Origin of the sequence: Streptomyces sp. NPDC057543 (genome assembly GCF_042801895.1) — a bacterium.
GTDB lineage: Bacteria > Actinomycetota > Actinomycetes > Streptomycetales > Streptomycetaceae > Streptomyces.
Genome location: NZ_JBHVFF010000022.1, coordinates 21,534 through 47,044 on the forward strand (window position 1 = coordinate 21,534; position 25,511 = coordinate 47,044).

Genomic DNA, 25,511 nt, shown 5'->3' on the forward strand with positions numbered 1-25,511 from the left:
CCGTCATCAAGGTCTGACCGTCGCAGGTCGACGAGCCTGCGCGCGCGCCCGCCGATTCGGTGACTCGATCAATCTCGGCGGGCTACGAGTCCAGGTCGTCCGGTCCGCCGGAACCGATCTGTTCCGCTCGCAGCGCCAGATCCTGCAGTACGTCGGCGGAGGACACGTCCGTCTGCCCGGAGTCGTGCACCTGGGCCAGCATCGCGAAGGCCAGCGTGAACGCGCCGACCAGCTGCTCCACCGCACCACCGACCTCCCGGCCGACCAGGACCGCGACCTCTTCGATCGAGGCGTCCTCGGGGATCGTGATCCGGGGCATCGTCTCGTTCAGGAGTGCGGTCACCACGCTCGAATCGGTTTCCACGTCGTCACGGTCGATGTTCTCTTCGAGGAGCCGACGGATCTCCCCCGCCTCCGTGAGGATTCCCACCACACGCTTCACCACTTCGCTCTGCTCCATCCAGCGAGCATAGGCGCGGAGACGTGCGGTCGGTGATCAGTCCGCGTTTCCCACTGCCGCCGGTCCGAAACAATGAGGCCCGACTCGACCGGGTAATCGAGGAAACGGTGCCGATCCGGCCATGGCGTGTCCTCAACGGCCGCCGGGTCGGTTCGGACAGGCATGGCCTTGACGTCGTACCGCGGTGATCCCGGCGCCGTCGGGGCCTGGTCCACCACGCGCTCAGCACGGGAACACCTGGCCCGCGCGCGTCGTCGTCCCGTTCCAATGACCCCTGCAACAGGTCCAGCATCTGACATGAACCGGGCGGCGTGGCGCACAAGCAGCTACAGCGGCGGCCAGGGCGACTGCGTCGAAGTCGCCACCGACCTCCCCCGCCTCGTCCCCGTCCGCGAAAGCAAGCGCCCCGCCGGGCCCGTGATCGGGTTCGGGCAGGGCTCCTGGCAGGCGTTCGTGAGGGATCTCGGGTAGTTCTCGCCCTCGGCATCGCGTGCGGCGGACAGGAAACCCGGCCCCCGCCCCGCGGTTCCCTCTGCCTGGTCCGGCAGCGCACACGAGTGCGATACGCCCTGGTGCGTAATCTTGGAGAATCCACACCAAGTGCCCCATCGTCACGCTCACTTGGTCGATTCTTGGTGAATGCATGCCCCCTGCATGAGGCGTTCCTCGCCAAAGTGGCGCATTACATGTGCACATCATCCGGCACATGCTCCACACGCGAAGAACCACATCGCAGGGGGTTATATGAGAACCAGCCGCGCGAGAAGTCGCGCCGCGCTGAGCATGGCAGCGACACTGCCGCTGCTCGCCGGTGCGCTCGCCCTCGGGATACCGAACGCCAACGCGGACTCCGCGCCGAACGGGCGGAACGCGCTGCAGGGCACCAAGCCGGCCTGGGCGACCGCCGCGGCCGACCAGGGGGCCACGGCCGACAGCGGGAAGGTCGGCGTCCGGGTCCATCTGGCCGGGAGGGACGCGAAGGGGCTGGCCGACTACGCCGCCGCCGTGTCCGACCCGCAGTCCGCGTCGTACGGGAAGTACCTGAGCGCCAAGCAGGCGCAGGCCCGGTTCGGAGCCACGCAGGAGCAGATCGACCAGGTCAGCCGATGGCTGAGGTCGAACGGGCTGACCGTCACCGGAGCCAACCAGCACTACGTGTCGGCCACCGGTGACGTCGCCGCCGCCGAGAAGGCGTTCGCCACTCAGCTGCGCAACTACCGAAAGGGCGGGCACACTTACCGCGCCCCGGCCTCCACCGCCTCCGTGCCCGCCGCGCTGAGCGATGCCGTTCTCGCCGTCTCCGGCCTGGACAACGCGCCGCACAAGTCGACCCACGACGAGACGCTGCCGCCGCCGGACGCGGTGTTCCGCAACTCCGGCCCCTTCTCCTCGTACTTCGGCTCGAAGACCGCGTCGTCGCTGCCGAGCGCCTACGGATCGAAGGTGCCGTACGCCGTCAGGGGGTACACCGGCAAGCAGCTGCGCGCCGCGTACGGGGCGGGCGACTGGACCGGCAAGGGCGTCACCGTCGCCATCACCGACGCCTACGCCTCGCCGACCATCGCGAAGGACGCCGCCGAGTACGCCAAGCGCAACGGCGACGCCCCGTACCGTCGCGGACAGCTCAGCCAGGTGCTGCCGGCCGACTACACGAAGACCGAGGAGTGCGGGGCCTCCGGCTGGTACGGCGAGGAGACCCTCGACGTCGAGGCCGTGCACGCCGTCGCGCCCGCCGCCGACATCCTGTACGTGGGCGGCGCGTCCTGCTACGACGCCGATCTGCTCGACTCGCTGAACAAGATCGTCGACCACCGGCTCGCGGACATCGTCTCCAACTCCTGGGGCGACATCGAGGCCAATGAGACCCCGGACATCGCGGCAGCGTACGACCAGGTCTTCAAGATGGGCGCGGTCGAGGGCATCGGCTTCTACTTCTCCTCCGGCGACGACGGCGACAACGTCGCGTCCACGGGTACGAAGCAGATCGACGTCCCGTCCAACTCCGCCTGGGTGACGTCGGTCGGCGGCACCGCGCTGGCCGTCGGCAAGAACGACAAGTACCAGTGGGAGACCGGCTGGGGCACGCTGAAGGCCAACCTCGCCGGCGACGGCAAGAGCTGGACGGGCTTCCCCGGCGCGTACACCTCCGGCGCGGGCGGCGGCACCAGCTCGACGGTGAACCAGCCGTTCTACCAGCGCGGCGTCGTCCCGGACTCGCTCGCGCGGGCGAACGGGAAGAAGCGGATGCGCACGGCCCCGGACATCGCGGCCGTCGCCGACCCGAACACCGGCTTCCTGGTCGGCCAGACCCAGACGCTGCCCGACGGATCGCTCGGCTACGACGAGTACCGCATCGGCGGTACGTCGCTGGCCGCGCCGGTCATCGCCGGTGTCCAGGCGCTCGCGCAGCAGGCCCGGCACGGTCTGCCCATCGGGTTCGCCAACCCGGCGATCTACGCCCGGTACGGCTCGAAGGCATACCACGACGTCACCGACCACCCGTTGGGCTCGAAGCGTGATCTCGCGGTGGCCCGGGTCGACTTCGCCAACGGCTTCGACGCGGCGGACGGCGTACTGACCTCGGTGCGCAGCCTCGGCAAGGACGCCTCCCTCAAGGCCGTCAAGGGGTACGACGACGTGACGGGGGTCGGGACCCCGGCGCCCGGATATGTGAACTCGTACCGTCTGCGCTGACCTACGGGTTGACGCCCTGGCTGCCCCGGAGCCGCCGCTCCGGGGCAGTCGCACAGGTCCAGGGGGCCACCCCCGTCCATACAGTTGCCTTGGCTCGGCGAGCAACTGCTGCGACGTGTGCGGTTTCAAAGCTCTGGCAGAGGGATTCCGCCGCTACATCCCGTAGAGACCTCGCCGCTGGGGTAGTGGCAGGGTCTGTGCTGTCTTGAGTGCGGGTCTCCCGGCCCTTCGGCTGCTCTTCCGCTTCTTGGTCTGGTTGAGGAATCAGCGGCCAGGCTCGACTGCGTCCCGGCCGGCACGCTCCCACCAGCGCGGTCTACGGCACTGGTTGGGCAAGTAGCTGCGTCAGAAGCCGAGTTCACCACTGTTGCGGTTGCGGCGGATCACCGACCCTGCCAGTGAGATCAGGGTCAATGCTGTGGAGGCTGTGTGCACAGACCGTTACTGTGGGGTGCCATGCGAATCCTTGTACTTGGCGGCACTTCGTTCGTGGGCCGGGCCATCGTGGACGATGCTCTCCATGCGGGCGCGGAGGTGACCCTGTTCGGTCGGGGCCGGACAGGATCCGAGCTGTTTCCGGATGTGCCCAGGCGTATCGGCGACCGGGACACCGGTGACTACACGGCCTTGCGCGACGGTAGTTGGGACGCGGTCGTCGATGTCAGCGGATACGTTCCGCGCCACGTCAAGCAGGCGATGGAGGCGCTCGGCGACCGAGTCGGCAGATACCTGTTCATCTCCAGCCAAGCGGTGTATGAACGGGCAGGTGTGGAGCCGGGCTCGGACGAGGACACACCGCGTCGGCCAGCGGTCCGTGACACCGAGGAATTGACCGAAGAGACCTACGGGCCGCTCAAAGCAGCCTGCGAGGACGACGTCTTGGCCCAATACGGCTCACGGGCGACGATCGTGCGGCCGGGAAAGGTAGTCGGGCCACACGACGTGCAGGATGGGCTCACGTACTGGGTGCGCCGGGCCGCGCGTGGCGGCCGGGTGGCCCTCCCGGGCAGTCCCGAGCAGCCGGTTCAGGTGATCGACTCGCGTGACCTGGCCCGCCTTGTGGTGCAGTTGCTTGTGGACGACAGACCTGGTGCGTTCCATGCCGTCGGTCCAGCCGAGCCGACCACGATGGCCGATCTGATCAACACCTGCGCGCGGGTCGCAGGCAGCCAGGTCGAGGTCGTTCCGGTGCCCGCCGAAGCGGTGCCACCTTTCTTCCCGCTGATCCGCCCCGAATCGATGTGGTCGACGCAGCAGCGCAGCCCGGCTCGCGCCCGAGCCGCCGGTATGCCCGCGACTCCGTTGGCGGTGACCGTCGCTGACGTGCTGGCCTGGGACCGCGAACGCGGCGAGCCACCGCTGGGGCACGCGTTGTCCCCGGAAGAAGAGGCGAAACTGCTCGCTGGAACCTGATCACCGACGCGGGCCAGGCTGCCCAGCCACATCACGATCGGCTGGATCAGTGGTCCGGTCGGCTGACGGCCCGTCGGGCGTCATGGTGTAACGATGGCTTCAGCTCGATGCTGAGCGGGCAACTGCCCGGCCCAAAGTTCTACTTCGTACCGGAAAACCGCTTGCCTGCGTCGCCCGCCGTGATCAGCCTGGCCCGATGGACCTCAAAGAAGCGGCTCAGGCGTGGCGTGAAGACGGCTTCGTCATCCTCCCTGGCTTCATCCCGCACGATGAGCTGAAGCCCGCGGCGGGCGAACTGGACTTGCTCTTCCCGTCCGCCGAGGGGTTCCACGACTCAACCGATCCGCGACGCGAGCGCTTCATCGGCGACCAGTTCGCCGGGATCGACTACTTTCCGTTCGCCAGTACGGAGATCAGCCTGCTCACTGTGAACCACCGGATCCTGGCGCTCGCCGAGACGCTGCTGGAAGACGACGGTTTCCAGATCTCCGGAGCGGAGGCTTGGGCGAAGTACGCCGGCGCCAGCGACTACGACCAGGACCTGCACCGCGACTACCTGGGCCATACTCTCCTGGTGCCCAGCACGGCGCCCGGCTTCCGCCAGCTGGAGATGTTCGTGTACCTGGCGGACGTGCCCGAGGAGTTCGGCCCGGCGCACCTTGTCTCACGGAGACACACAGTTGACCTCCCCGCCGTGCCCGACAGATATCTGCGGCCAGGTCTCGAAAGCAAGAGCCGCTTCCACGACGGCAGCGGAAGCCCGCATCTGTACGGAGCGCAGGTGCCCGCAGCCGGTCCCGCCGGGACAGTCGTCGCCTTCGAGATCGGCACCGTCCATCGCGGAACGGCCATGACCGCGCCACGGGGCGCCCGCTACACCATGCATGTGAATTTCCGTCCCTCCGGCGTCCATTGGGGTCAGCGCCGGGGCTGGGCCTACTCCGCCGCACAAGAGAACTGGTTCAAGTTCGTCGAGCGGGCCACCCCGCGCCAGCTCCAGGTATTCGGGTTCCCACCGCCCGGGCACCCCTACTGGACACCGGAGACGCTGGCTGGGATGGCGCTGCGGTATCCGGGGCTCGACCTCACGCCTTGGCGCCGGTCCGGCTGATGCCCTGCCGCATTGCGCGGGGATTGTCGGTGGGGCCGGGTGCGGACATGAGCGCAGCCACCGCTGATGGCCCGATGGGGCGGGTGTCGGGCCGGTTCTCGCGGGTCGAGCCCGACGCCGGTCCGGCAGTTGGTGCCCGGGCTCCTGTCGGGCCTGTCGCGCAAGAACTTCTGGACGATCGCCGAGTGGGGTCGGGACACCACACCGGACGGCAGGCAGCACCTACTGGGACGGGCCAAGTGGGACGCCGACGCCGTCCGTGACGACGTGCGCGGCCATGTGGTGGAGCATCTCAACGATGACCAGGCGGTGCCGGTCGTCGACGAGACCGGCGACGTGAAGAAGGGCACCGGCACGTTCGGCGTCCAGCGCCGGTACACCGGCACCGGCGACGGGATCGAGAACGCCCAAGTAACCCTCAGGCACAGAGATTTACGCCATTCGGCGGCCCGACTTCCTTGGGCGCAGCCCCTGTTCCGACCGGCCCCGGCAACGTTGCGGACGTCCTCTGTGAGCGAGCCTCGTCAGGCCGAGGCGCGCTTACGGGGGGATGCCTTCTTCGCCGTCGGCTTCGCATCCGACTTGGTGCCCGACTTCGCGGTGGACTTCTTCGCCGAGGCCGCCGAGGCCGGGGAATTCCTCGAAGTCCCCGAGGTAGCCGAGGACTTGGCGGCCGACTCCTTCGTCGTCGACCGCGCGGCGGGCTTCTTGGCGGGCGCCCTGCTCGGCGTCGACTTCCTCGCGGCCGTCTTCCTGGTTGACGCCGTGGCCTTCTTCTTCGCTCCGGTTCCGCCCGACTTCTTCCGGCCGGTGAGCGAAGTGACCTTGGCAACGGGGGCGTTCGCCGATTCTTCCTCGGACTCCACCGACGGCTCCTCGCCCCGGGCCTCCTTCGCCGCCCGGACGCTGCTCTCCAGCGCCGCGATCAGGTCGATGACCTTGCCACCGGCTTCCGCCGCCTCCGCCGGCGCCACGCTCCGGCCTTCCGCCTTCGCCGCGATGAGCTCCTCGACCGCCTCGCGGTAGTCGTCGTGGAGCGAGTCCATGTCGACCTCGCCGAGTGTGTTCATCAGCGCGTCGGCCAGGTCGAGTTCGGCGTCGCGGACCTTGACCTCCGCGTCCGGGGCGACACCCTCGGGGCTGCGGATCTCGTCCGGCCACAGGAGGCCGTGCATGGCGATCACATCGTCGACCACCCGCAGCATGCCGAGCCGTTCGCGGCCGCGGAGCGCGTACTTCGCCAGGGCGACCTTCTCGCTCCGCTTCAGCGCCTCACGCAGCAGGACGTACGGCTTGGCCGCCGGGACCCCGTTGGCGGAGAGGTAGTACGCCGCGTCCATCTGGAGCGGGTCGATCGAGGCGGCCGGCACGAAGGCGACGATCTCGATCGTCTTGGCCGTGGGGAGCGGGAGCGCACTGAGGTCCTCGTCGGTGATCGGGACCACCGAGCCGTCGGCGTCCTCGTACGCCTTGCCGATCTCGGCCGCGGTGACCTCCTCCTCGTCGATCTCGCAGACCTTCCGGTAACGGATCCGGCCGCCGTCGGCGAGATGGATCTGACGGAAGGAGATCGAGTGGTTCTCGGTGGCGTTGACCAGTTTGATCGGGATGCTGACCAGCCCGAAGGAGATGGCGCCGTTCCAAATGGACCTCACCGTTCACCCCTTGTGTCCACATAGATGCCTATAGATCCATGAAACATGTGATTCTTATCGTATGACGCCGATCACAGAGGTGGAGGGGCGGCGGCTGGCGCTCAGCAATCTCGACAAGGTGCTGTATCCGGCCACGGGAACCACCAAGGGAGAGGTGCTCCACTACTACGCGACCACCGCGGCACAGGCCCTGCTGGCGCATCTGCGCGACCGGCCCGTGTCCTTCCTGCGCTATCCGGACGGGCCGGACGGGCAGCTCTTCTTCACCAAGAATCCGCCGCCGGGTACGCCGTCCTGGGTGCGGACCACGCCGGTGCCGCACCAGGAGGACAAACAGGCCAGACAGGTGGTCGTGGAGGATCTGGCCTCGCTGATGTGGGCGGCCAACCTGGTGGTGGAGTTCCACACTCCGCAGTGGCGGGCCGAGGCGCCGGGGATCGCCGACCGGATGGTGTTCGACCTGGACCCCGGCGCGCCCGCGACCGTCGTGGAGTGCTGTGCGGTGGCGTTGTGGCTGCGCGAGCGGCTGGCGGCGGACGGGTTGCCCGCGTACGGGAAGACCTCCGGGTCGAAGGGGCTGCACCTGCTCGTACCGCTGGAGCCGTCCCCCGCCGATCGGGTGTCCGCGTACGCGAAACGGCTGGCCGTCGAGGCGGAAAAGGAGCTTCCGGCGCAGGTCGTGCACCGGATGAGGCGGGCGCTGCGACCGGGGAAGGTGTTCGTCGACTTCAGCCAGAACGCGGCGGCGAAGACGACCGCGACCCCCTACACGCTGCGCGCCCGGCCCGAACCGACCGTCTCGGCGCCCGTCACCTGGGCGGAGATCGAGGCGTGCCGGACGCCGGGGACGCTGGTCTTCCTCGCCGCCGACATGGCGCCGCGGCTGGAGCGGTACGGGGATCTGCTCGAGCCGCTCGTCGATCCGGACCGGGCGCGCCCGCTGCCGGCTGCGCGGTAGTTGTAGTGGTAAGGGTGCTCCGTGGCGGGCATGGGTGTTCTGCGCCAGGGTTCGGGGCTGGAGCGGGTGGTGTGTCGTACCGGCCGTCGAGGCGGCCGGAATTCGCCCCCGCGGCCTCATAGCCCATGGCGGACGATCTTGTCGTGTCCGTAAGGAAATGACCGCATGTGGCGGGCGGAGCGTCCGAACCGTGGTGCACACTCCTCGCAGACACTGCTTCGTGGAGTTGCGTGGGGAGGCGATAGCGTGTTCGCAGGGATCGACGAGGTCGACTGGGCCTCGATGGAGCATGCCTACGGGCCTGCCGATGATGTGCCGGCGATGCTGCGGGGCCTCGCGTCCGACGATCCGGCGGTGCGCGAGGCGGCGCTGGACGGTATGTACGGGGCCGTTCACCACCAGGGCGATGTGTACGCCTGCACGCTGGCCTGCATTCCTTTTCTGTTCGAGCTGGTCGTGGATCCGGGGATTCAGGACCGGGGCAGCATAGTCGAGCTGCTGACCAGCATCGGCGGCATCGATCTGGACGGGGACGACGACGAGATCGACGAGGAGGAATTCGACGAGGAGGAGATCGAGGGCGCGGCGAACTACGCGATGGCGGCGACCGCCGTCACCGCGGGCGCGGGGGTGTTCTGCGAGCTGATGGCCGACGAGGATCCTGGGGTGCGGCTCTCCGCTCCCCTGGCGCTCGCCACCCTCCACAACCGCCCGGCGCGGGTGCTCGCGCTGCTGCGGGAAAGGCTGCCGGTGGAACCGGCCGAGGAGGTGCGGCTCGCCCTGGTCGAGGCCGCCGGGCGGGTCGCTCTGCGCCACCGCGGGCTGGCCGGGCAGACGGCCGGCTGGCTGTCCCGGCTCGCCGGTGAGGGGTTCCCGGCGGGGCTGCGGCTCGCCGCCCTGGCTCAGTTGGCGCGGTGCGCGCCGGACGCGCTGCCGGGCGATGTCGTACGGGTGGTGACGGGGCTGCTGCGGCAGCTGCGCTCCGCACCCGCGCGCCGGTCCGGGGCGGCCACCACGACCGACGACCGGAACGACGCGGCCGGCGCCCAGGCCGAGGCGGTCGCGGCCGTCGACGCGCGCGCCGAGTCGGCCGGGGCCGGAGAGCCGCCCGCCGAGGAGCGGGCCGCGCCGGTGACGCTGGTGGGGCAGTTGCGGGCGCTGTCCGACGAGGAGACCTCGGGGCGCACCGCCCCGTGGACGGCTGATCTGCTGCGGACGCTGCACGTCGGGCTCGACGACCGGGTCGCCGAGCGGACGGCACTGCTGTCGGACCAGCTGCGCAGCCCCGACCGGTGGCAGCGCATCGACGCGCTGCGGATGAGCAGCGGGCTGATCCGGGCCTGGCGCGGCTCGTACGAGGAGCTGGTCCGGCTCGTCGGTGAACAGCTCGCCACGCCGGAGCCACAGCTGGCGAGGGCGGCCGCGCATGTGCTGGAGGAGCTCTTCGGGCTGGCCGCGCCCGCCGCCGACGCGCTGGCCGCGCGGGTGGTGGCGGACCTGGATTCCGGGGTGCAGGCCTGGCCGAGCGGCCCCGACGGGCTCGGCAGCGCGGTGAAGGCGCTGGCCCGGCTGGGCGATGCGCGAGCCGTGCCCGCACTGGCCGCGGCACTGGAGCGGCCCGAGGTGCCGCACGACCTGGGGTTCACCATCGGCCACCTGGGCGCGGCGGCGGCCCCGCTGGCCACGGCGCTGCGCCGCAGGCTGGGCGAGGTCCGTCTCGACGAGGCGGCGTACGACCTGGCGGGCCCGCTCCTCGCGGGGCTGACCGCGCTGCGGGCGGGCGAGGCGACGCCGGAGGTGCTGCGGGTGCTGCGCGGCGCGCCGGAGTACCGGGGCGAGTGGCTTCGTACGGCGGCGCTGCGGGCGCTCGGCTCGTTCGGGCCCGCCGCGCACAGCGCCGTACCGGAGCTGCGTGCGCTGCTGCGCCGTCCCGGGTCCACCTCGGCGACCGAGGCGGCTCAGGCGCTGTGGGCGGTCGACGGGGATGCCGACGCCGTGCTGCCGGTGCTGATCGAGGGCCTCCAGGCGGAGCGCGTCCACGAGCGGCGCTCCGCGGTGAACGCGCTGGGCAGGCTCGGGACGCGGGCGGCGGTGACCGCGCCCCGGCTGCGCGCGCTGCTCCGGCACGAGGAGCCGTGGTTGCGGGTGGACGCGGCGGTCGCGCTGTGGGACGTGTCCGGACGGGCCGACGAGTCCGTGCCGGTGCTCCTGACGGCCTGGGAGCAGCATCGTCATGTTCGGGTCCGGGTGGCGGAAGCCCTGGCGCGGACGGGGGTCACTGGTGCAGGGTCGGACGTGGCGCACACGCTGCGCGCCGAACTCGCCTCCGTACGCCGTCACAACGCGATGGACGGCGGATACGGCAGCCACGACACATACGAGGACGAAAAGCTGCTGGCGCTCTGTCGGCAGGCTCTTCTGGGTGATACGGGGAAGGGACCCACAACATGATCATTTTCGGTACGCGGGGTTATCTGTACCAACTGGCCATCCTGACGATGGTCTGCGGCTGGTGCGGAAACCCGGCCGCGCACACGCTGCGCAAGCGGGTCACCAAGTTCACGCTGTTCTTCGTGCCGCTGTTCCCGTTCTCGACGAAGTTCGCGACGCAGTGCACGTTCTGCGGCGGGGAGCAGCAGATCCCGAAGGAACAGGCCGAACAGCTGCTGGCGCAGCATGCCGCCTCGCAGCACGGCAACCCGTTCGGGCAGGGGCAGGGACCGGCGCAGGGGCAGCCGGGGTACGCGCCGGGTGGACAGGGCCAGAACCGTTCCTAGCCGGTGTGCATGAGTACATCCTGCGGTGCGGGTGGCCAGTGGCTGCTGCCAATGCTGGGCACCCCGCACAGAGGTGTGGGCCCGGTGCCTTCGACCGCAACGCGCGGCCAGGATTCGGCAGTGCGCGCGCTCAAAACGCACTTCGGTTCAGCAAACCGACAGCAGCTCACAACTCCACCAGCACCAACCAAAACTAAATGCGCATAACGGACTTCCCTCCGAATAAGGTCTATGGGGTATGGACCGCGGGAAGGAGGGCTGTCATGCGTCCGCAGCGCGGGGTGCGGTGCCGCACGGCGGCGGCCCTCGGGGTCGTCGTCGGCGCAGCGCTGTCGGCCGGCTGTGGTGTCGGCGGCGGACTGCGGAGCACCGGACCTGCCCCGAACGCCGTCGGGCCCGCCCGGCTCCAGCCCGAGCTGCCGCCCGCCTCCGCCGCTCCGTACGACTACGGCGAGGGCGAGACCGCACACATCCCCGGCATCGAGGCGCCGCACGACGATGTGCACCGGGTCTACATGCCGGAGGGAGGCGGTCCGACCCGGATCCTGTCGACCGCGGACGCCGTGATCAGCGTCGAGCCGGCCGGGCGGGACCTGATCCTGCGGGTCCCGTCCGCCATCACGGGGTGCGAGTACCGCACCGCCTGGTCCTGGGACGACCGGCGGCGCGCGATGCTGCCCACCCAGGACGAGATCCTGCGGATTCCACCGACCCGGACCGCGCAGCCGCGCCCCACCGCCACCCGGCCGGCCGCCACCCCGTCCGCCCGTGTGTCCGCGGAGCGCCGATGAGACGGCACCGGACCCAGCGGCAGCGAGCCGATCAGGGCGGGCCCGGACAGCGGAGCAGCGAGCGGCGCGGGCCGCGGATGCCTTCCTGGACCGCGACGCTCACCTGGAAGTCGGCCGTCTTCATCACCGTGATGTGCTGCGCCCTCGCCGCGCTGCTGAGCGTGCTGGTCCACATCGAGGTGACCCGTGCGACCGTCGGCCAGGCGCGCGAGGAGGCGCTGTCGCGACTGGCGGACGTCAGTGCCGCGTACGAGGCGGGCGAGGAACTCCCGCCGGGTTCCGGCATCGATCCGCCGGGGCTGCCCGCCTCCCTGCGCGCGCTGGCCGCGCACGGCCGGCGCGGCACGCTCGTCGCCGTTCACAACGGGCGTCCCGCCATGTGGGCGGCGGCTCCGGCCGACGGCCGCGCACTGGCCACGCAGGTGGACTACAGCCAGAGCGCCCGCACGATCAACGACCTCGACGGGGCGATCATCGGCTCCTCCCTGCTGGCCACCGGCGCCACTGTCCTCGTCGGCGCGTTCGCCGTCACCCGGGTCACCCGGCGGCTGCACCAGACGGCCCGGGTGGCACGCCGGATCAGTGCCGGCGACCTCGACGCCCGCGTCGACGACCCGCGTACGGCGGACCCTTCGCGCCCGCAGGACGAGGTGGCGATCGTCGCCGGAGCGCTGGACACGATGGCGTCCACGCTCCAGCGCAAACTGCTGACCGAGCAGCGGTTCACCGCCGATGTGGCGCACGAGCTCCGCACGCCGCTGACCGGACTGTCGGCCGCCGCCGAGCTGCTGCCGCCGGGGCGCCCGTCCGAGCTGGTGCGGGACCGGGTCCGGACGATGCGGGCACTGACGGAGGACCTGCTGGAGATCTCCCGGCTGGACGCCCGTACCGAACAGGTCGAACTCGATGTGCACGAACTGGCGCCGCTCGTCGAACGCGTGGTGCGCGCGTCCGGAACGGACACGCAGATCCGTTTCGTGGACACCGGCCCGGGGCCGCCACGGGCGCCGGTGCGCGTCGAGACCGACAAACGGCGCCTGGAACGGGTGCTGGACAATCTGATCACCAACGCGCACAGGCACGGCCGCCCCCCGGTGGTGCTGACGGTCGACGGGCCGACGGTGACCGTACGCGATCACGGACCGGGCTTTCCGGACTATCTGCTGGAGGACGGTCCGCAGCGGTTCCGTACCGAGGGCGGCGGCAAGGGGCACGGCCTCGGGCTGACCATCGCCGTCGGGCAGGCGGCGGCCATCGGCGCCGACCTCGCCTTCCGCAACGCCCCGGACGGCGGCGCGGTGGCCCGGCTGACGCTCCCCGTGTACGCACGACCGGACGACGAGGCGGCGGAGCGCCGGGACGATCCGGGATCCGGGCGGCAGCACTGAGGTGACAGTGCGTCAATGTCACGCAGCCGCGACACCCGCCGCCGGACAGACCGCACGAACAGATCGACCGGGCACGTCGGCATCGGTTGTCCGTCCGTCCCATCCCGACGGACATACCCGCTATGACATAAGGGAAATAGACACCACCTCTTGCTACGTTGCGTGGCATGACCGCAACGACGGCGGACGCACCCCCGCCCGATCTACGTCTGCCCAAGCGGCGCGGAGTCGAGCTGCTGCTCCTCATCGGGGCCGTCCTCATCCCCGTCTGCGGCTACGCCGCCGTCGGTCTGGCCCGCAACGGCGCGGTACCCCCCGATGTGGCCGGTTACGGCGCCGGCCTGGGGCTGCTCGCCCTCGTCGCCCATCTCGCGGTCCGGTTACGTGCCCCGTACGCCGATCCGCTGCTGCTGCCCATCGCCGTACTCCTCAACGGTCTCGGACTGGTGCTGATCTACCGGCTCGACCTGGAGACCCCCAAGGACCAGGCGGCCCCCACCCAGCTGATCTGGTCCACGCTCGGCGTGGCGCTCTTCATCGCGGTGGTCGTCTTCCTGCGCGACCACCGGGTGCTCCAGCGGTACGGCTACCTCTCGGTCGCCACCGCCCTGGTCCTGATGATCGTGCCGATCTTCTTCCCGGCGGTGAACGGCGCCAAGATCTGGATCCGGGTCGGCGGATTCTCCTTCCAGCCCGGTGAGTTCGCCAAGATCCTGCTTGCGGTGTTCTTCGCCGCGTATCTCGCCGCGAACCGCAATGCCCTCGCCTACACCGGCCGCACCATCTGGAAGCTCCAGCTCCCCACCGGCCGGGTGCTCGGCCCGATCGTGGCGATCTGGCTGCTCAGTGTCGGCGTACTGGTCCTGGAACGCGATCTGGGGACGTCTCTGCTCTTCTTCGGCCTCTTCGTGATCATGCTGTACGTGGCGACCGGCCGGACCGGCTGGATCGCCGTGGGCCTGCTGCTCGCCGCCGTCGGCGCGTTCGTCGTCGGCTCCTTCGAACCGCACGTGCACAGCCGGGTCCAGGACTGGCTCGATCCGTTCGCCTCCATCAAAGCCGGTCAGGGCCCCAGCCAGCTGGCCCAGTCGCTGTTCGCGTTCGCCGCCGGCGGGATGCTCGGCACGGGGCTGGGGCTCGGCCACTCGATCCTCATCGGTTTCGCCGCCAAGTCCGACTTCATTCTGGCGACGGCGGGCGAGGAGCTCGGCCTGACCGGGCTGACCGCGGTCTTCCTGCTGTACACGCTGCTCGTCGCCCGCGGCTACCGCGCCGGGCTCGCCCTGCGCGACCCCTTCGGACGGCTGCTCTCGATCGGTCTCGCCTCGATCCTGGCGCTCCAGGTGTTCGTGATCGCGGGCGGGGTGATGGGGCTGATCCCGCTGACGGGCATGGCGATGCCGTTCCTCGCCCAGGGCGGTTCGTCCGTCGTCACCAACTGGATCATCGTGGCGCTGCTGATCCGGGTGAGCGACCAGGCCCGCAGACCGCACCCCGGCCAGGTGGAGACCGGGATCATCGCGCCGGTGACGGAGGACGAGCCGTGAGCCCGTACGCGCGCACCGCGAACCCGTACCCGGGCACCGCGAACCCGTACCCGGGCACCGCGAACCCGTACCCGGGCACCGCGAACCCGTACCCGGGCACCGCGAACCCGTACCCGTCGCGAGCCCCGGAGGTCAGGCCGTGATCCGCTACATCCGCCGGGCCGCCGCGCTCCTGCTGCTGCTGCTCGTTGCGCTGCTGCTGAACGCCGCCCGTGTCCAGGTCCTCGACGCCGACAGCCTGGACAACAACCCCGCCAACCGCCGTCTCACGATCACCCGTTACCACCAGCCGCGCGGCAACATCCTGGTCGGCGGCAAGACCGTCACCGGCTCCCGGGACACCGGCGAGCAGCTCAAGTACGAGCGCACGTACAAGAACGGCCCGCTGTACGCCCCGGTGACCGGCTACGCCTCACAGACGTACGGCACGACCCTGATCGAGCACGCCGAGGACGGCATCCTGTCCGGCACCGACCCGATGCTCGCCCCGTTCCCGCTGTGGAACGAGATCACCCGCAGCCAGCAGCCCGGCGGCAATGTCGTCACGACCATCAAGGACTCGATGCAGCGCGCCGCCTACGACGGGCTCGGCGGGCGGCGCGGCGCGGTCGCCGCCGTCGAACCTTCGACCGGCAGGATCCTCACGCTGGTCTCCACCCCCTCGTACGATCCCGGCCGGCTGTCCGGAACCGGTTCGACCGTCACCGACACCTGGCTGCAGCTGAACGCGGCGACGAACCAGCCGATGCTCAACCGGGCGATCCGGCAGACGTATCCGCCGGGCTCCACCTTCAAGATCGTGACGGCGGCGGCGGCGCTCGACGCGGAAGTCGTCACCGATCCCGACGCCGAGACGGACACTCCGTCCCCCTATGTGCTGCCGGGTACGACGACCACGCTCCCCAATGAGGCGGAGGGCTGCGAGAACGCCCCGCTCGCCGAGGCGATCCGGGTCTCCTGCAACACCGTGATGGCGGAACTCGGGGTGCGTGTCGGCCTGAAGGGCATGGTGGACGCGGTGCGGAAGTTCGGCTTCAACGACACCGGGCTGAAGATCCCGTCGGGGGTGTCGAAGAGCAACTTCGACACGAAGATGAGCGACGACCAGCTGGCACTCTCGTCGATCGGGCAGTTCGACACGTCGGCGACACCGCTCCAGATGGCGATGGTCGCCTCCGCCGTGGCGAACGGCGGCGACCTCAAGTACCCGTATCTGGTGGACCGTACGACCACGAGAAGCGGTTCGACCGTCCACCGCAACGGCTCGCGCACCTACCACCGGGCCATGAGCCCACGGACGGCCGTGCAGCTGCGGCGGATGATGGTCGACGTCGTGGAGCAGGGCACCGGGTCCAACGCCGCGATCGACGGGGTGACGGTCGGCGGCAAGACCGGCACCGCACAGCACGGCATCGACAACTCGGGCAGGCCGTATGCCTGGTTCATCTCCTGGGCGCAGGCGCCGAACGCGGGACAGCCGGCCGTCGCGGTCGCCGTGGTCGTCGAGGACGCCGCCGCGAACAGGGCCGACATCAGTGGCGGCGGCAGCGCGGCCCCGATCGCCCGTTCCGTCATGGAGGCGGCCCTGCGAGACTGACCGCGTGGCGGATGGGGGCGAGGCGGGCCGGGCGCTGGAGCGGATCGGGCGGGAGGATCCGCGCCTGTGCGCGTTCATCGAGGTGTGGCCCGCAAGAGCGCTCGCCGAAGCGGAACGGGCCCGGCAACTCCCCTTGGGAGGAATGCCGTTCGCTGTCAAGGGACGGACCGGTATCCGTTCGTACGCGGCCCGGCGTCTGATCGCGGCCGGTGGTGTCCCGGTCGGCGCGACCTCCGTGCCGGGCCCCGGTACGCCCTGGCAGACCTGGGGGCTGGGCGCCCACGGCCGTACGGTCAACCCGTGGCGCCCCGACCGCACCCCGGGCGGCTCCTCGGCCGGCTCGGCGGTAGCGGTCGCGGCAGAGCTGGTGGAGCTGGCGACCGGCAGCGACGGGGCGGGGTCGGTGCGGATTCCGGCGGCGTGGTGCGGGGTGTTCGGGCTGAAGACGACGAACGGCCTGCTGCCCTCCCCCGACCGGTCCGGTCTCGCGTCGGCCGGAGTGCTGGCCCGCTCGGCGGTTCACGCCGAGACCTACCTGCGCTGCGTGCTGGGCGGCTGCGAACCGACGACGGCGGACGACCCGGCGGCGGGCGACCCGACGACGGACGTCCCGACGACGGCGAAGCTTCCGGACCTTCCGCTCCCTGCCGTGTTCAGCCCCGGTCTGGGCTACGCGGAGGTCGACCCGGAAGTCGAGTCGATCGTCCGGCACGCGGTGCGGCGGCTCGTCGGCGCCGGGGTGGTGCGGCTCGTGGACCGTACGTGCGCGCTGCTCGACCCACGAGAGGCGTGGCAGGCGGTCCGGAGCGGGGAGTCGTCCCCGGCCGCCATGGAGATCCGGCGCGAGAACGACCTCCGGCTCGACGCCCTGTTCGCCCGTGCTCCGCTGCTGCTCACCCCGACCACCCCCAACCGCCCGCACGGCCACAACGGCCCGGGCGAGCTCTACTCGACCGCCCTGACCTGGGCGTTCAACCTAAGCGGCCATCCCGCCGCGAGTGTGCGCGCCGGATTCACGGCGGACGGCTGCCCGGTCGGGCTCCAGCTGGTGGCAGAGCGCGGGGCGGACGTCTCGCTGCTCGGAATGGCCCGCGCGGTGGAGGACGCGCTGATCGCCGTGCGGCCATGACACACAGCGACCGGCAGACCGGCCATGAACCGGCCCAGGTGAAAGCAGACCTTCCCGCCGCCGAACGCGACGGACCGACCGAGCGGGGCGGGGCGAGGCGGGCCGATTCGTCCTACGTGCCGGGCTTCCTTGGCCGGCGGACGGCGTACATCCATCATGGCCGTCGCGAGCGCCCTGTTCCATCATGCTGTCGAACGATCTCGGGCTGCTTTTCGCGTCCTACCGTGGCCCCATGACCGTTCTTCACGTACGCGACCACGATGGCCCCGACGACGGCCGGCCCGCCCTTCTCCTGCTGCACGCGGCCTCGCGCTCCCTCGCCGACTGGGACGCCGTCGCCCCGCACCTCACCGCCGGACACCGGGTGCTCGCCGTGGACCTGCCGGGGCACGGCCTGAGCGCCGCCCCGTCGTGGTCGTTCGACGCGGTGCTGAACGACCTGGACGAGACCCTCGCCTCCCTGGGGGTCACCGGTGCCGTGGTTCCCGTCGGGCATTCGCTGGGCGGGATGGTCGCCGCGCTGTACGCCGCCGAGCGGCCGGGCCGGGTGCCGGGGGCGGTGAACCTGGACGGTTTCTGGTGGGGCACGCCCGCGCAGTACCCAGGGCCGGACCCGGACGAGGTGGCGCGGCGGCTGGCCGATATCGGGGACATGGCCCGGGCGTCGGCGGGCCGGCGGATGCCCCCGGAGTACGTCGAGCAGCAGGCCGCGTACAGCACGGGGCTGGGCATCCCGTACGAACGGGCCGAGGCGTCGTTCCGCGCGAGCGTGCGGGAACTCCCTGATGGTGGCTGGCAGTTGCTGCCCGAGCGGGAGTGCGCCCTGGAGATGCTGGATGCCATGGACGCCCTCGACCTGTTCGCGCTGTTCCGCCGCGTCACCTGCCCCTTGCTGCTGGTCCGGGCGCTGCACCGGGTGCCGCCGACGCCCGGCCTGGAGTGGCTGGACGAGCTGATGGAGGCGTACGGCCACGGCCTGGCCCGCGATCTGGCGGTGCTGGTGGCGGAGCGGGAAGGTGTCACGGCCGAGGGCATCGGGGCGACGCACGCGATGCTGCTGGAGGTGCCGGAGCAGGTGGCGGAGCTGGTGCGGGGATTCGTCTCGCGGCTCTGAGACCCGGGTCCCCCCGGCGGGCCGCTTCGCCCTCAATCTCCCGACGGGCTCGTTCCGCCCTCGGCTATCGCCTCCTCGACCTCGGCGACCCTGGCCTGTTCCTCCGCCGCGAAACGGTCCCGGTCCAGTTGCTCGGCCAGCTCCTCGTCCTGGGCCATCAGCAGGTCCAGGCTGGAGTCGCCGAGTTCGAGGACGCCCATGTCGACGTATGCCTTCTGGAGCCGTTCGCCCCACAGGCCGATGTCCTTGACGCACGGCACTATCCGGCTGAACAGCAGCTTGCGGAAGAGTTGCAGGAACGGTGACTGCTCGGAGAGTTCCTCGGCCTCTCTCTTGCCGATGCCGAAGTTCTCCAGCACCTCGACGCCCCTGAGCCGGTCGCGCATCAGGTAGCAGCCCTCGATGACGAACTCCTCGCGTTCGCGCAGTTCGGCGTCGCTCAGCTGCTTGTAGTAGTCGCGCAGCGCCATCCGCCCGAAGGCGACGTGCCGGGCCTCGTCCTGCATGACGTACGCGAGGATCTGCTTGGGCAGCGGCTTGGTCGTCGTGTCGCGGATCATGCCGAACGCGGCCAGGGCGAGGCCCTCGATGAGGACCTGCATGCCGAGGTACGGCATGTCCCAGCGGGAGTCGCGCAGGGTGTCGCCGAGCAGCCCCTGGAGGTTGTCGTTGACCGGGTAGAGCATCCCGATCTTCTCGTGCAGGAACCGGCTGTAGATCTCCGCGTGCCGGGCCTCGTCCATGGTCTGGGTCGCGGAGTAGAACTTCGCGTCAAGGTCGGGGACGGACTCCACGATCCTGGCCGCGCAGACCATGGCGCCCTGCTCACCGTGGAGGAACTGACTGAACTGCCAGGCGGCGTAGTGCGTGCGCAGATCACCCCGGTCCTTCTCGGTCATCTTCGCCCAGTGCGGCGTGCCGTGCAGGGTGAGGACGTCGTCCGGGGTGCCGAGCGGGTCGGCGGGGTCGACCTCCAGGGACCAGTCGATGCGCTTGTTGCCGTCCCACTGCTTGTCCTTGCCCTTCTGGTAGAGGGCGAGCAGGCGTTCGCGGCCGTCGTCGTAATCCCAGCTGAAGCGGGCCGCACCGGAGGCGGGCACCTGCCAGAGCGGTGTGTCCGGGGCGGTGGTGTAGAGGTCGTGTGTCGACACGGACGGCTCCTATTCGCCTTCATGCTCCGACAAGTTCCATGGCAGTTGCGTCAGTTGGCAGGTTCACACGTTGGTAGACGCCGGGTCAACAAGTCGCGCGCAAGGGATTGACGGCATTGCTGACAGGGAGTCTCATAAGGAGTGACCGCCGGTAACCCCTGGGTGAGGTGCCTCCAGCCATGACGACCGTGACCGAACGCGACGTGCAGTTGCTCCATGACGCACTCGGCCCGCTCCGGGACCGCGAAGAGATCGCCGAGCGGCTGCTCGCCGCCTCGGCCAAGCACTCCTTCGACCCGGACAAGGAACTCGACTGGAACGCGGCGGTCGAGGACGGCAAGTGGTTCTGGCCGCCCGAGCTCGTCTCGCTCTACGACACCCCGCTGTGGCGGCGGATGTCCGAGGAGCAGCGGATGGACCTGTCCAGGCACGAGGCGTCGTCGCTGGCCTCGTTGGGCATCTGGTTCGAGATCATCCTCATGCAGCTGCTGGTCCGCCACATCTACGACAAGCGGGTGACCAGCAACCACGTCCGCTACGCGCTCACCGAGATAGCCGACGAATGCCGGCATTCGATGATGTTCGCCCGCATGATCACGTGGGGCGGCTCGCCCGACTACCCGGTACCGCGCGTCTATCACAACCTCGCACGCGTGCTGAAGACCGTCTCCACCACGCCCGGTTCGTTCGCCGCGACGCTGCTCGGGGAGGAGATCCTCGACTGGATGCAGCGGCTGACGTTCCCGGACGAGCGCGTCCAGACGCTGGTGCGCGGCGTGACCCGCATCCATGTCGTCGAGGAGGCGCGGCACGTCCGGTACGCCCGCGAGGAGCTGCGCCGCCAGATGGTGACGGCCCCGCGCTGGGAGCGTGAGCTCACCCGGGTGAGCTGCGGCGAGGCGGCCCGGGTCTTCTCCGTCTGTTTCGTCAACCCGCAGGTGTACGAGAACGTCGGCCTGGACCGCCGCGAGGCCGTCGCCCAGGTGAAGGCGAGCGGCCACCGGGCGGAGGTCATGCAGAGCGGTGCGAAGCGGCTGACGGACTTCTTCGACGACATCGGGGTACTCAACGGAGTGGGGCGCAGGCTGTGGAAGAGCTCGGGCCTGCTCGCCTGAGCCGACGCCCCGTTGCCCGGGTGGCCGCAGCACTTACGCTTCATGGCATGACCACTGCCGCGCCGCCGACCCGCGCGTACCGAAGGCTCAGCGTCGAGGAGCGCCGCACCCAGCTCCTCGGTGCGGCCCTCAGCCTGTTCGCGCACCGGGCCCCCGACGCGGTCTCGCTCGACGAGGTGGCGACGGTCGCCGGGGTCTCCCGCCCGCTCGTGTACCGCTACTTCCCGGGTGGGCGGCAGCAGTTGTACGAGGCGGCGCTTAGGTCCGCCGCCGAGAAGCTGATCCTGTGCTTCAGCGAGCCGCCCGTGGGCCCGCCCACCGAGCGGGTGCAGCGGGTGCTCGACCGTTATCTCGCGTTCGTGGACGAGCACGACACCGGTTTCAGCGCACTGCTGCGCGGCGGGAGCGTCGTGGAGACCTCCCGTACGACGGCGATCGTCGACGAGGTACGGCGGGCGGCGGCCGAGCAGATCCTGCTGCACCTGGGCCGGGGCGACGTGGGGGCGGGAGGCGGGGCCGGGCCCCGCCTGCGGATGATGGTGCGCACCTGGATCGCGGCCGTCGAGGCGGCGTCCCTGATGTGGCTGGACGAGGGGAAGCAGCCCGCCGCGGCCGATCTGCGCGACTGGCTCGTCGACCAGCTGATCGCGCTGCTGGCCGCGACGGCGGCGACGGACCCGGATACCGCGTCGGCGGTGGCGGAGCTGCTGCCGCTGGAAACCGCGGCGGGTCCGGCCGGACGGCTGGCGGAGCGGCTGATCCCGGTCGTCGGCGGAGCGGCCCATCTGCTGCCCGGCGGCTGATCGGTCAGACTGGCGCGGTGAGAAGCGAGAACACCCCCTTCACCGGCGGCCCTCTCGACGGACGGGTACTGCCCGTCCTCGTCGGCCCGACCGGCCATCCGCCCAAGTGGTACGAGGTCCCGGTACCGGCCGCAGACGGCGGGCCCCCCACCGTGTACGCGTACCGTCGGGTCCCGGCCGGTTACACCAAGCGGCTGGGGATTCCGCGCGGCTGGGTGTACGAGTACGCCCCGGAGGGCCGTGTGCGGCACAGCCCCAAGTGGCCCTGGTCCAAGCCGGACTGAGGGTACGGCGCCCGGTGCGGCCGAGGGGCCGGTCTAAGATCGACGCTCTGGTGCCGGGCACGGTCAGCAAGGGGGTGCGCCATGGAGGCGCTGCGTCAGGACGATCCACGCCGCATCGGTCCGTACACCGCGCTGGCGCGGTTCCGCGAGACCGCGAGCGCCGTGCAGTACGTCGCACACGACGCGGCCGCCGACCGGGACGGGGATGCCACCGGCCGGCCCGTGCTGCTCACCGTCGCCCGTCCCGAACTCGCGGCGCTGCCCGCCTTCCGGCGCCGTTTCCAGGCAGAGGCCCGCACGGCGGAGCGGCTGGCCGGTGGCTGGGTCCAGCCGCACCTGGACGCCCCGGCGGACGACACGGACGACGGCCTGCTGTGGACGGCCGGCCCCTACGTACCCGCGCTGACGCTCTCCGAGGCCATCGAGCTCATGGGCCCGCTTCCCGAGCGTGCCGTGCGGATACTGGGCGCGGGCATCGCCGAGACCCTCTCCCGCGTGCACGCCACCGGAGCCGTGCTCCAGGGCCTGGCCCCCCGGACGGTGCTGCTGGCCGAGGACGGACCGCGGCTCACCGCGTTCGGCCCGCTGGCCGCCGCGGCCGCCGCCGAGGCCCGCCCAGGCGGGCAGTTGTCCGTACGGCTCGCCTACCTCACCCCGGAACAGGTCGAGGGCAAGGAGCCCGCACCGGCCTCCGACCTGTTCGTGCTGGGCCTGCTGCTGGCGTACGCGGCGACCGGCACGACCCCGCTGGCCGACGGCCCGGCCGCCGAGGGCGCCGAACGGATCGCCCGCACGGACCCCGAACTCGGTGCGGTCCCGGCGGAGTTGCGCGACCTGATCGCCGGCTGCCTGGCGAAGGACCCGGCCGACCGGCCGACCGCGGGAACGGTGGCGGCAGAGCTGGCCCTGGAAGGGGCGGCGGGTCTGGCGAAGGGCGGCTGGCTGCCGGAGCGGCTGGTGGCCGAGTTGGCGGACCAGGGGCTGCGCGTACGGGAGTTGGCCGAGGTGGGGCAGCCGGCGGATGCGCCGGTGAGCGGCCCGACGGACGGGGCCGTCACCGAGCCGGCCGCCGGACCCATGGACGGACCCATGGACGCGGCCCCGACCGATGAGCCGACCACCGCACCCGCCGCCGCATCCGTCGACGGCCCCGTGGACGGACCCATGGACGCGGCCCCGGCCGATGAGCCGACCGCCGCACCCGCCGCCGCACCGTCAGGCACATCGGCCGGGGCACCGGCCGGCGGAGTCGCCCTGGAACCCGCGACCACCACCTCCCCCGCGCCCGCCGGGGACACCCGTACCACGCAACTCGGGGACATCGGGCGCCACGTACCGACGACCGACCGGCCGACGACCCAGTTGTCCGTCCCACGCGAACTCACCGGCCCGCCTGCCGGGCCCTCCGCCGGGGCCGCCGCCGGGCTCCCTGCCGCGCTCCCGCCCGTCGCGCCGATGCCGCCCCGCCCGCTTCCGGTCCCCGTGACTCCGGCACCGTCCCCCGCCTCCCCCACTCTCGGTCGGCGCGGCATCTTCATCGGGCTCGCCGCCGGGGCCGCCGGGCTGGTGGTCGGCGGAGGCGGGGTGCTCGCGTTCGGATCCGGGGACGGAGGCACGACCGACGATCCCAAGCCCGCACCGAGCCACAGCGGTGCCGCGGTCGCGGGACTGCCGCCGCAGCCGCGTTGGGTGTACCGGCACCCGGCGGTCGAACCACCGCCGCTCACCGCCACCCTCTGGAACGACCGGCTGCTGGTCGTGACCAGCGAGCAGGGGGCGGCCGGCATCGATCTGCGTACCGGCCGCCGGGTCTGGGAGAGCGCGGACGCCGCGAAGGGGCGCGCCGCCCTGCCGGCGGGGAAGGACCTCTGCTTCGTCGCGGGTCCGACCGAGTTCCTGTGGCTGTCGCCGAAGGACGGCAAGGTCGTGCACCGGGCGGGCTACGCGGACCAGTTCACCGACACGCCCGGCCTCGTGGTGTCGCACATCGTCGGCACAGTCGGTCCAGTGGTCTGGTTCACCGGGTCCCACAAGGTCACGGTAAAGGCCCCGCCCCCGAAGAAGGGCAAGAAGCGCGGCAAGGACACCCAGGTCGTCAGGTCGTACCTCTTCGCGTACGACGTACTCCAGCGCAAGGAACTGTGGCGGACACCTGTACCCACCGGGCGCGGACCCGCCGCCCCCGTGTACCGGCTGATCGCGACCGGGCAGGACGAGTTCGTCGTACGCCAGAGCACGGCCACGCTCACCCCCGGCGATGTGAAGGCCGCAAAGGGGAAGGCCGTCTTCCGGAGCTTCGACCAGAGGACCGGGAAGCAGCTGTGGAGCCGGTCGTTCGGCACGATCACACCGGACGCGGCGGCTCTGGGTGACGACCGGGACGTGCTGTACGCGGCGGTGGGCGACGACCTCCAGGCGTTCGAACTCCCTGCGGGCAAGCCGAAGTGGACGCTGAACGGCACCACGGGGACCCCGTACGGAACCCCCGTGGCCACCGGCACGCTGCTGCACACCACCAACCGCAACCAGGAAGTCGGCGCGGTCGAACGGGAGACGGGCCGACTGCGCTGGCGACGCTCCACAGAGGCCGCCCCCGGCAGCGCCGCCCCCGCGGTGACCCTCAGTACTACCGGCAGGACCCTGCTGGCCGCGGACACGTCCCAGGTCACCGCGTTCACGGCAGAGGACGGACGCCGGCTGTGGAAGTTCCAGGACATCGGCGCCCAGGACCCGAAGGGCCCCACGGTCACCGCCCCGTACCGGGTGCTGGCGTCCGGTACGACCGTCGTCATCCAGCGCGACCGGATCTTCTACGCGTTCCCGGTCGCCTAAGGGCTGTCCGAGAGGGCCGGGACGGGTGGGCGTTCGTCCTGGCTGCCATGAGGCGCGTCAATGCTGGTCGGCTACCTCGCGACTTCCCTCGGTCTGCTCACGGTCAGGGAGCAGTACCACTGGAGTGCCGGTCATGGGCGACTTCGCGGACGACTTCCACCACCTGACTTGCCCCGCTACACCGTGGCAGTGACGATCCCCGTCGGGGACCACGAACGCTGTTCAGCGATCCGGGACTGGCGCCTGGGAGACGTGGACCGTTAGGGCCAGGAACTCTCCGGCACCGGCCGGTGGTTGCACAGAGCTGCGGTCCGCGACGGCCACGAGACGTCGGCCGACGGAATCGGCCACCTCTTCGGCAAGGCCGAATGCCCTCGTTGTGCCGGCGTGTGCAACATCGCGGACGAATACACACCTGCCGATCTCCCCGTCCTGCGGTAGGTCCCGGCGAGTCGGACATCGGGGCGGGCTCGGGAACGGACACAAGGCCGCCCGCCCGTGCACCGGCCGCTGCCCGATCAGGCAACGTTTCCGCGCTGTACGGCCCAGCGGGCGCTGCCCCCGGCCTCGTCCCGGCGTGCTGCGTACGCGATCCATCGCCCCCGCACCCTGGGACGGTGGCAGGGCCGGAGTGCGTCGAGTGCCGAATGTCCGGGGAAGTGGTGGGCCGGGAGGGCGGATGAAGGCGGTTC

At 71.0% G+C, this 25,511-nt stretch carries 21 protein-coding genes and 1 pseudogene; 19 read left to right on the forward strand and 3 right to left on the reverse strand.

What is annotated here, in order from left to right; genetic code table 11:
• Nucleotides 1-82 precede the first annotated feature (82 nt).
• A complete protein-coding gene (locus ACFU8Q_RS06570; protein ID WP_384448685.1) occupies nucleotides 83-460 on the reverse strand; it encodes a hypothetical protein in 378 nt (125 codons plus the stop codon).
• Between the two features lie 297 nt (nucleotides 461-757).
• Here ACFU8Q_RS06570 and ACFU8Q_RS06575 point away from each other — a divergent pair, with 297 nt between their 5' ends.
• The 5 genes and pseudogenes from ACFU8Q_RS06575 to ACFU8Q_RS06595 form a co-directional block, all read left to right on the forward strand.
• Nucleotides 758-931 carry a DUF397 domain-containing protein gene (locus tag ACFU8Q_RS06575; RefSeq protein WP_384448688.1) on the forward strand — a complete coding sequence of 58 codons (174 nt, stop codon included), beginning with the start codon at nucleotides 758-760 and terminating at the stop codon, nucleotides 929-931.
• A 273-nt stretch (nucleotides 932-1,204) separates the two neighbouring features.
• Entirely contained in the window at nucleotides 1,205-3,154 is a 1,950-nt protein-coding gene (locus tag ACFU8Q_RS06580) for a protease pro-enzyme activation domain-containing protein (RefSeq protein ID WP_384448691.1), read from the forward strand.
• 456 nt (nucleotides 3,155-3,610) lie between these two features.
• The gene (locus ACFU8Q_RS06585) at nucleotides 3,611-4,567 is read left to right on the forward strand and encodes an NAD-dependent epimerase/dehydratase family protein (protein WP_384448694.1); all 957 of its coding nucleotides are present in this window, start codon (nucleotides 3,611-3,613) and stop codon (nucleotides 4,565-4,567) included.
• Between the two features lie 196 nt (nucleotides 4,568-4,763).
• Nucleotides 4,764-5,678 (forward strand): phytanoyl-CoA dioxygenase family protein, encoded by a 915-nt coding sequence (locus tag ACFU8Q_RS06590; protein WP_384448697.1) that lies wholly within the window; start codon nucleotides 4,764-4,766, stop codon nucleotides 5,676-5,678.
• Between the two features lie 74 nt (nucleotides 5,679-5,752).
• A pseudogene (locus ACFU8Q_RS06595) lies at nucleotides 5,753-6,131 on the forward strand (transposase); the annotation flags it as partial.
• 71 nt (nucleotides 6,132-6,202) lie between these two features.
• On the opposite strand, the gene ACFU8Q_RS06600 reads toward ACFU8Q_RS06595, so the two are convergent.
• On the reverse strand, nucleotides 6,203-7,333 hold the full coding sequence (locus ACFU8Q_RS06600) for a Ku protein (protein WP_384448700.1): 1,131 nt from the start codon (nucleotides 7,331-7,333) through the stop codon (nucleotides 6,203-6,205).
• Between the two features lie 61 nt (nucleotides 7,334-7,394).
• On the opposite strand from ACFU8Q_RS06600, the gene ligD reads away from it, so the two are divergent.
• The 10 genes from ligD to ACFU8Q_RS06650 all read left to right on the forward strand — a co-directional run bounded on the left by ligD (nucleotide 7,395) and on the right by ACFU8Q_RS06650 (nucleotide 18,634).
• Nucleotides 7,395-8,291 (forward strand): non-homologous end-joining DNA ligase, encoded by an 897-nt coding sequence (gene ligD / locus ACFU8Q_RS06605; protein WP_384448703.1) that lies wholly within the window; start codon nucleotides 7,395-7,397, stop codon nucleotides 8,289-8,291.
• Nucleotides 8,292-8,537: 246 nt separating this feature from the next.
• Entirely contained in the window at nucleotides 8,538-10,742 is a 2,205-nt protein-coding gene (locus ACFU8Q_RS06610) for a HEAT repeat domain-containing protein (RefSeq protein WP_384448706.1), read from the forward strand.
• Complete coding sequence (locus ACFU8Q_RS06615; protein ID WP_384448709.1) at nucleotides 10,739-11,068, forward strand: zinc-ribbon domain-containing protein; 330 nt, start codon at nucleotides 10,739-10,741, stop codon at nucleotides 11,066-11,068. The genes ACFU8Q_RS06610 and ACFU8Q_RS06615 overlap by 4 nt, the downstream gene beginning before the upstream one ends.
• 263 nt (nucleotides 11,069-11,331) lie before the next feature.
• Nucleotides 11,332-11,859: a hypothetical protein gene (locus ACFU8Q_RS06620; RefSeq protein WP_384448711.1), complete on the forward strand. Its 528-nt coding sequence runs from the start codon at nucleotides 11,332-11,334 to the stop codon at nucleotides 11,857-11,859.
• Between the two features lie 77 nt (nucleotides 11,860-11,936).
• Complete coding sequence (locus ACFU8Q_RS06625) at nucleotides 11,937-13,247, forward strand: ATP-binding protein (RefSeq protein ID WP_384448746.1); 1,311 nt, start codon at nucleotides 11,937-11,939, stop codon at nucleotides 13,245-13,247.
• A gap of 167 nt (nucleotides 13,248-13,414) precedes the next feature.
• Nucleotides 13,415-14,794, forward strand: coding sequence for an FtsW/RodA/SpoVE family cell cycle protein (locus ACFU8Q_RS06630; protein ID WP_384448714.1), 1,380 nt, complete (start codon nucleotides 13,415-13,417; stop codon nucleotides 14,792-14,794).
• Nucleotides 14,791-14,937 (forward strand): hypothetical protein, encoded by a 147-nt coding sequence (locus ACFU8Q_RS06635; protein ID WP_384448717.1) that lies wholly within the window; start codon nucleotides 14,791-14,793, stop codon nucleotides 14,935-14,937. The genes ACFU8Q_RS06630 and ACFU8Q_RS06635 overlap by 4 nt, the downstream gene beginning before the upstream one ends.
• Nucleotides 14,934-16,391 carry a peptidoglycan D,D-transpeptidase FtsI family protein gene (locus tag ACFU8Q_RS06640; RefSeq protein ID WP_384448719.1) on the forward strand — a complete coding sequence of 486 codons (1,458 nt, stop codon included), beginning with the start codon at nucleotides 14,934-14,936 and terminating at the stop codon, nucleotides 16,389-16,391. The genes ACFU8Q_RS06635 and ACFU8Q_RS06640 overlap by 4 nt, the downstream gene beginning before the upstream one ends.
• 4 nt (nucleotides 16,392-16,395) lie before the next feature.
• Nucleotides 16,396-17,520, forward strand: a complete 1,125-nt coding sequence (locus ACFU8Q_RS06645; RefSeq protein ID WP_384448722.1) for an amidase family protein — start codon at nucleotides 16,396-16,398, stop codon at nucleotides 17,518-17,520.
• A 232-nt stretch (nucleotides 17,521-17,752) separates the two neighbouring features.
• Nucleotides 17,753-18,634 carry an alpha/beta fold hydrolase gene (locus tag ACFU8Q_RS06650; RefSeq protein ID WP_384448725.1) on the forward strand — a complete coding sequence of 294 codons (882 nt, stop codon included), beginning with the start codon at nucleotides 17,753-17,755 and terminating at the stop codon, nucleotides 18,632-18,634.
• Nucleotides 18,635-18,666: 32 nt separating this feature from the next.
• Here ACFU8Q_RS06650 and ACFU8Q_RS06655 read toward each other — a convergent pair whose 3' ends face one another.
• The gene (locus ACFU8Q_RS06655; protein WP_384448728.1) at nucleotides 18,667-19,785 is read right to left on the reverse strand and encodes a ferritin-like domain-containing protein; all 1,119 of its coding nucleotides are present in this window, start codon (nucleotides 19,783-19,785) and stop codon (nucleotides 18,667-18,669) included.
• A gap of 179 nt (nucleotides 19,786-19,964) precedes the next feature.
• Here ACFU8Q_RS06655 and ACFU8Q_RS06660 point away from each other — a divergent pair, with 179 nt between their 5' ends.
• The 4 genes from ACFU8Q_RS06660 to ACFU8Q_RS06675 all read left to right on the forward strand — a co-directional run bounded on the left by ACFU8Q_RS06660 (nucleotide 19,965) and on the right by ACFU8Q_RS06675 (nucleotide 24,819).
• Nucleotides 19,965-20,900 (forward strand): diiron oxygenase, encoded by a 936-nt coding sequence (locus ACFU8Q_RS06660; protein ID WP_384448731.1) that lies wholly within the window; start codon nucleotides 19,965-19,967, stop codon nucleotides 20,898-20,900.
• Between the two features lie 47 nt (nucleotides 20,901-20,947).
• On the forward strand, nucleotides 20,948-21,703 hold the full coding sequence (locus ACFU8Q_RS06665) for a TetR/AcrR family transcriptional regulator (RefSeq protein WP_384448734.1): 756 nt from the start codon (nucleotides 20,948-20,950) through the stop codon (nucleotides 21,701-21,703).
• A gap of 17 nt (nucleotides 21,704-21,720) precedes the next feature.
• Nucleotides 21,721-21,987 (forward strand): hypothetical protein, encoded by a 267-nt coding sequence (locus ACFU8Q_RS06670; protein WP_384448737.1) that lies wholly within the window; start codon nucleotides 21,721-21,723, stop codon nucleotides 21,985-21,987.
• Between the two features lie 81 nt (nucleotides 21,988-22,068).
• The gene (locus ACFU8Q_RS06675) at nucleotides 22,069-24,819 is read left to right on the forward strand and encodes a PQQ-binding-like beta-propeller repeat protein (RefSeq protein ID WP_384448740.1); all 2,751 of its coding nucleotides are present in this window, start codon (nucleotides 22,069-22,071) and stop codon (nucleotides 24,817-24,819) included.
• The last annotated feature ends 692 nt before the right edge of the window (nucleotides 24,820-25,511 follow it).

Excerpts from the sequence above, each read along its gene's own strand:
- ACFU8Q_RS06570 (WP_384448685.1), bottom strand. The coding sequence starts at position 460 with ATGGAGCAGAGCGAAGTGGTGAAGCGTGTGGTGGGAATCCTCACGGAG.
- ACFU8Q_RS06575 (WP_384448688.1), top strand. The coding sequence starts at position 758 with ATGAACCGGGCGGCGTGGCGCACAAGCAGCTACAGCGGCGGCCAGGGC.
- ACFU8Q_RS06580 (WP_384448691.1), top strand. The coding sequence starts at position 1,205 with ATGAGAACCAGCCGCGCGAGAAGTCGCGCCGCGCTGAGCATGGCAGCG.
- ACFU8Q_RS06585 (WP_384448694.1), top strand. The coding sequence starts at position 3,611 with ATGCGAATCCTTGTACTTGGCGGCACTTCGTTCGTGGGCCGGGCCATC.
- ACFU8Q_RS06590 (WP_384448697.1), top strand. The coding sequence starts at position 4,764 with ATGGACCTCAAAGAAGCGGCTCAGGCGTGGCGTGAAGACGGCTTCGTC.
- ligD (WP_384448703.1), top strand. The coding sequence starts at position 7,395 with ATGACGCCGATCACAGAGGTGGAGGGGCGGCGGCTGGCGCTCAGCAAT.
- ACFU8Q_RS06615 (WP_384448709.1), top strand. The coding sequence starts at position 10,739 with ATGATCATTTTCGGTACGCGGGGTTATCTGTACCAACTGGCCATCCTG.
- ACFU8Q_RS06620 (WP_384448711.1), top strand. The coding sequence starts at position 11,332 with ATGCGTCCGCAGCGCGGGGTGCGGTGCCGCACGGCGGCGGCCCTCGGG.
- ACFU8Q_RS06625 (WP_384448746.1), top strand. The coding sequence starts at position 11,937 with ATGCCTTCCTGGACCGCGACGCTCACCTGGAAGTCGGCCGTCTTCATC.
- ACFU8Q_RS06630 (WP_384448714.1), top strand. The coding sequence starts at position 13,415 with ATGACCGCAACGACGGCGGACGCACCCCCGCCCGATCTACGTCTGCCC.
- ACFU8Q_RS06650 (WP_384448725.1), top strand. The coding sequence starts at position 17,753 with ATGACCGTTCTTCACGTACGCGACCACGATGGCCCCGACGACGGCCGG.
- ACFU8Q_RS06660 (WP_384448731.1), top strand. The coding sequence starts at position 19,965 with ATGACGACCGTGACCGAACGCGACGTGCAGTTGCTCCATGACGCACTC.
- ACFU8Q_RS06665 (WP_384448734.1), top strand. The coding sequence starts at position 20,948 with ATGACCACTGCCGCGCCGCCGACCCGCGCGTACCGAAGGCTCAGCGTC.
- ACFU8Q_RS06675 (WP_384448740.1), top strand. The coding sequence starts at position 22,069 with ATGGAGGCGCTGCGTCAGGACGATCCACGCCGCATCGGTCCGTACACC.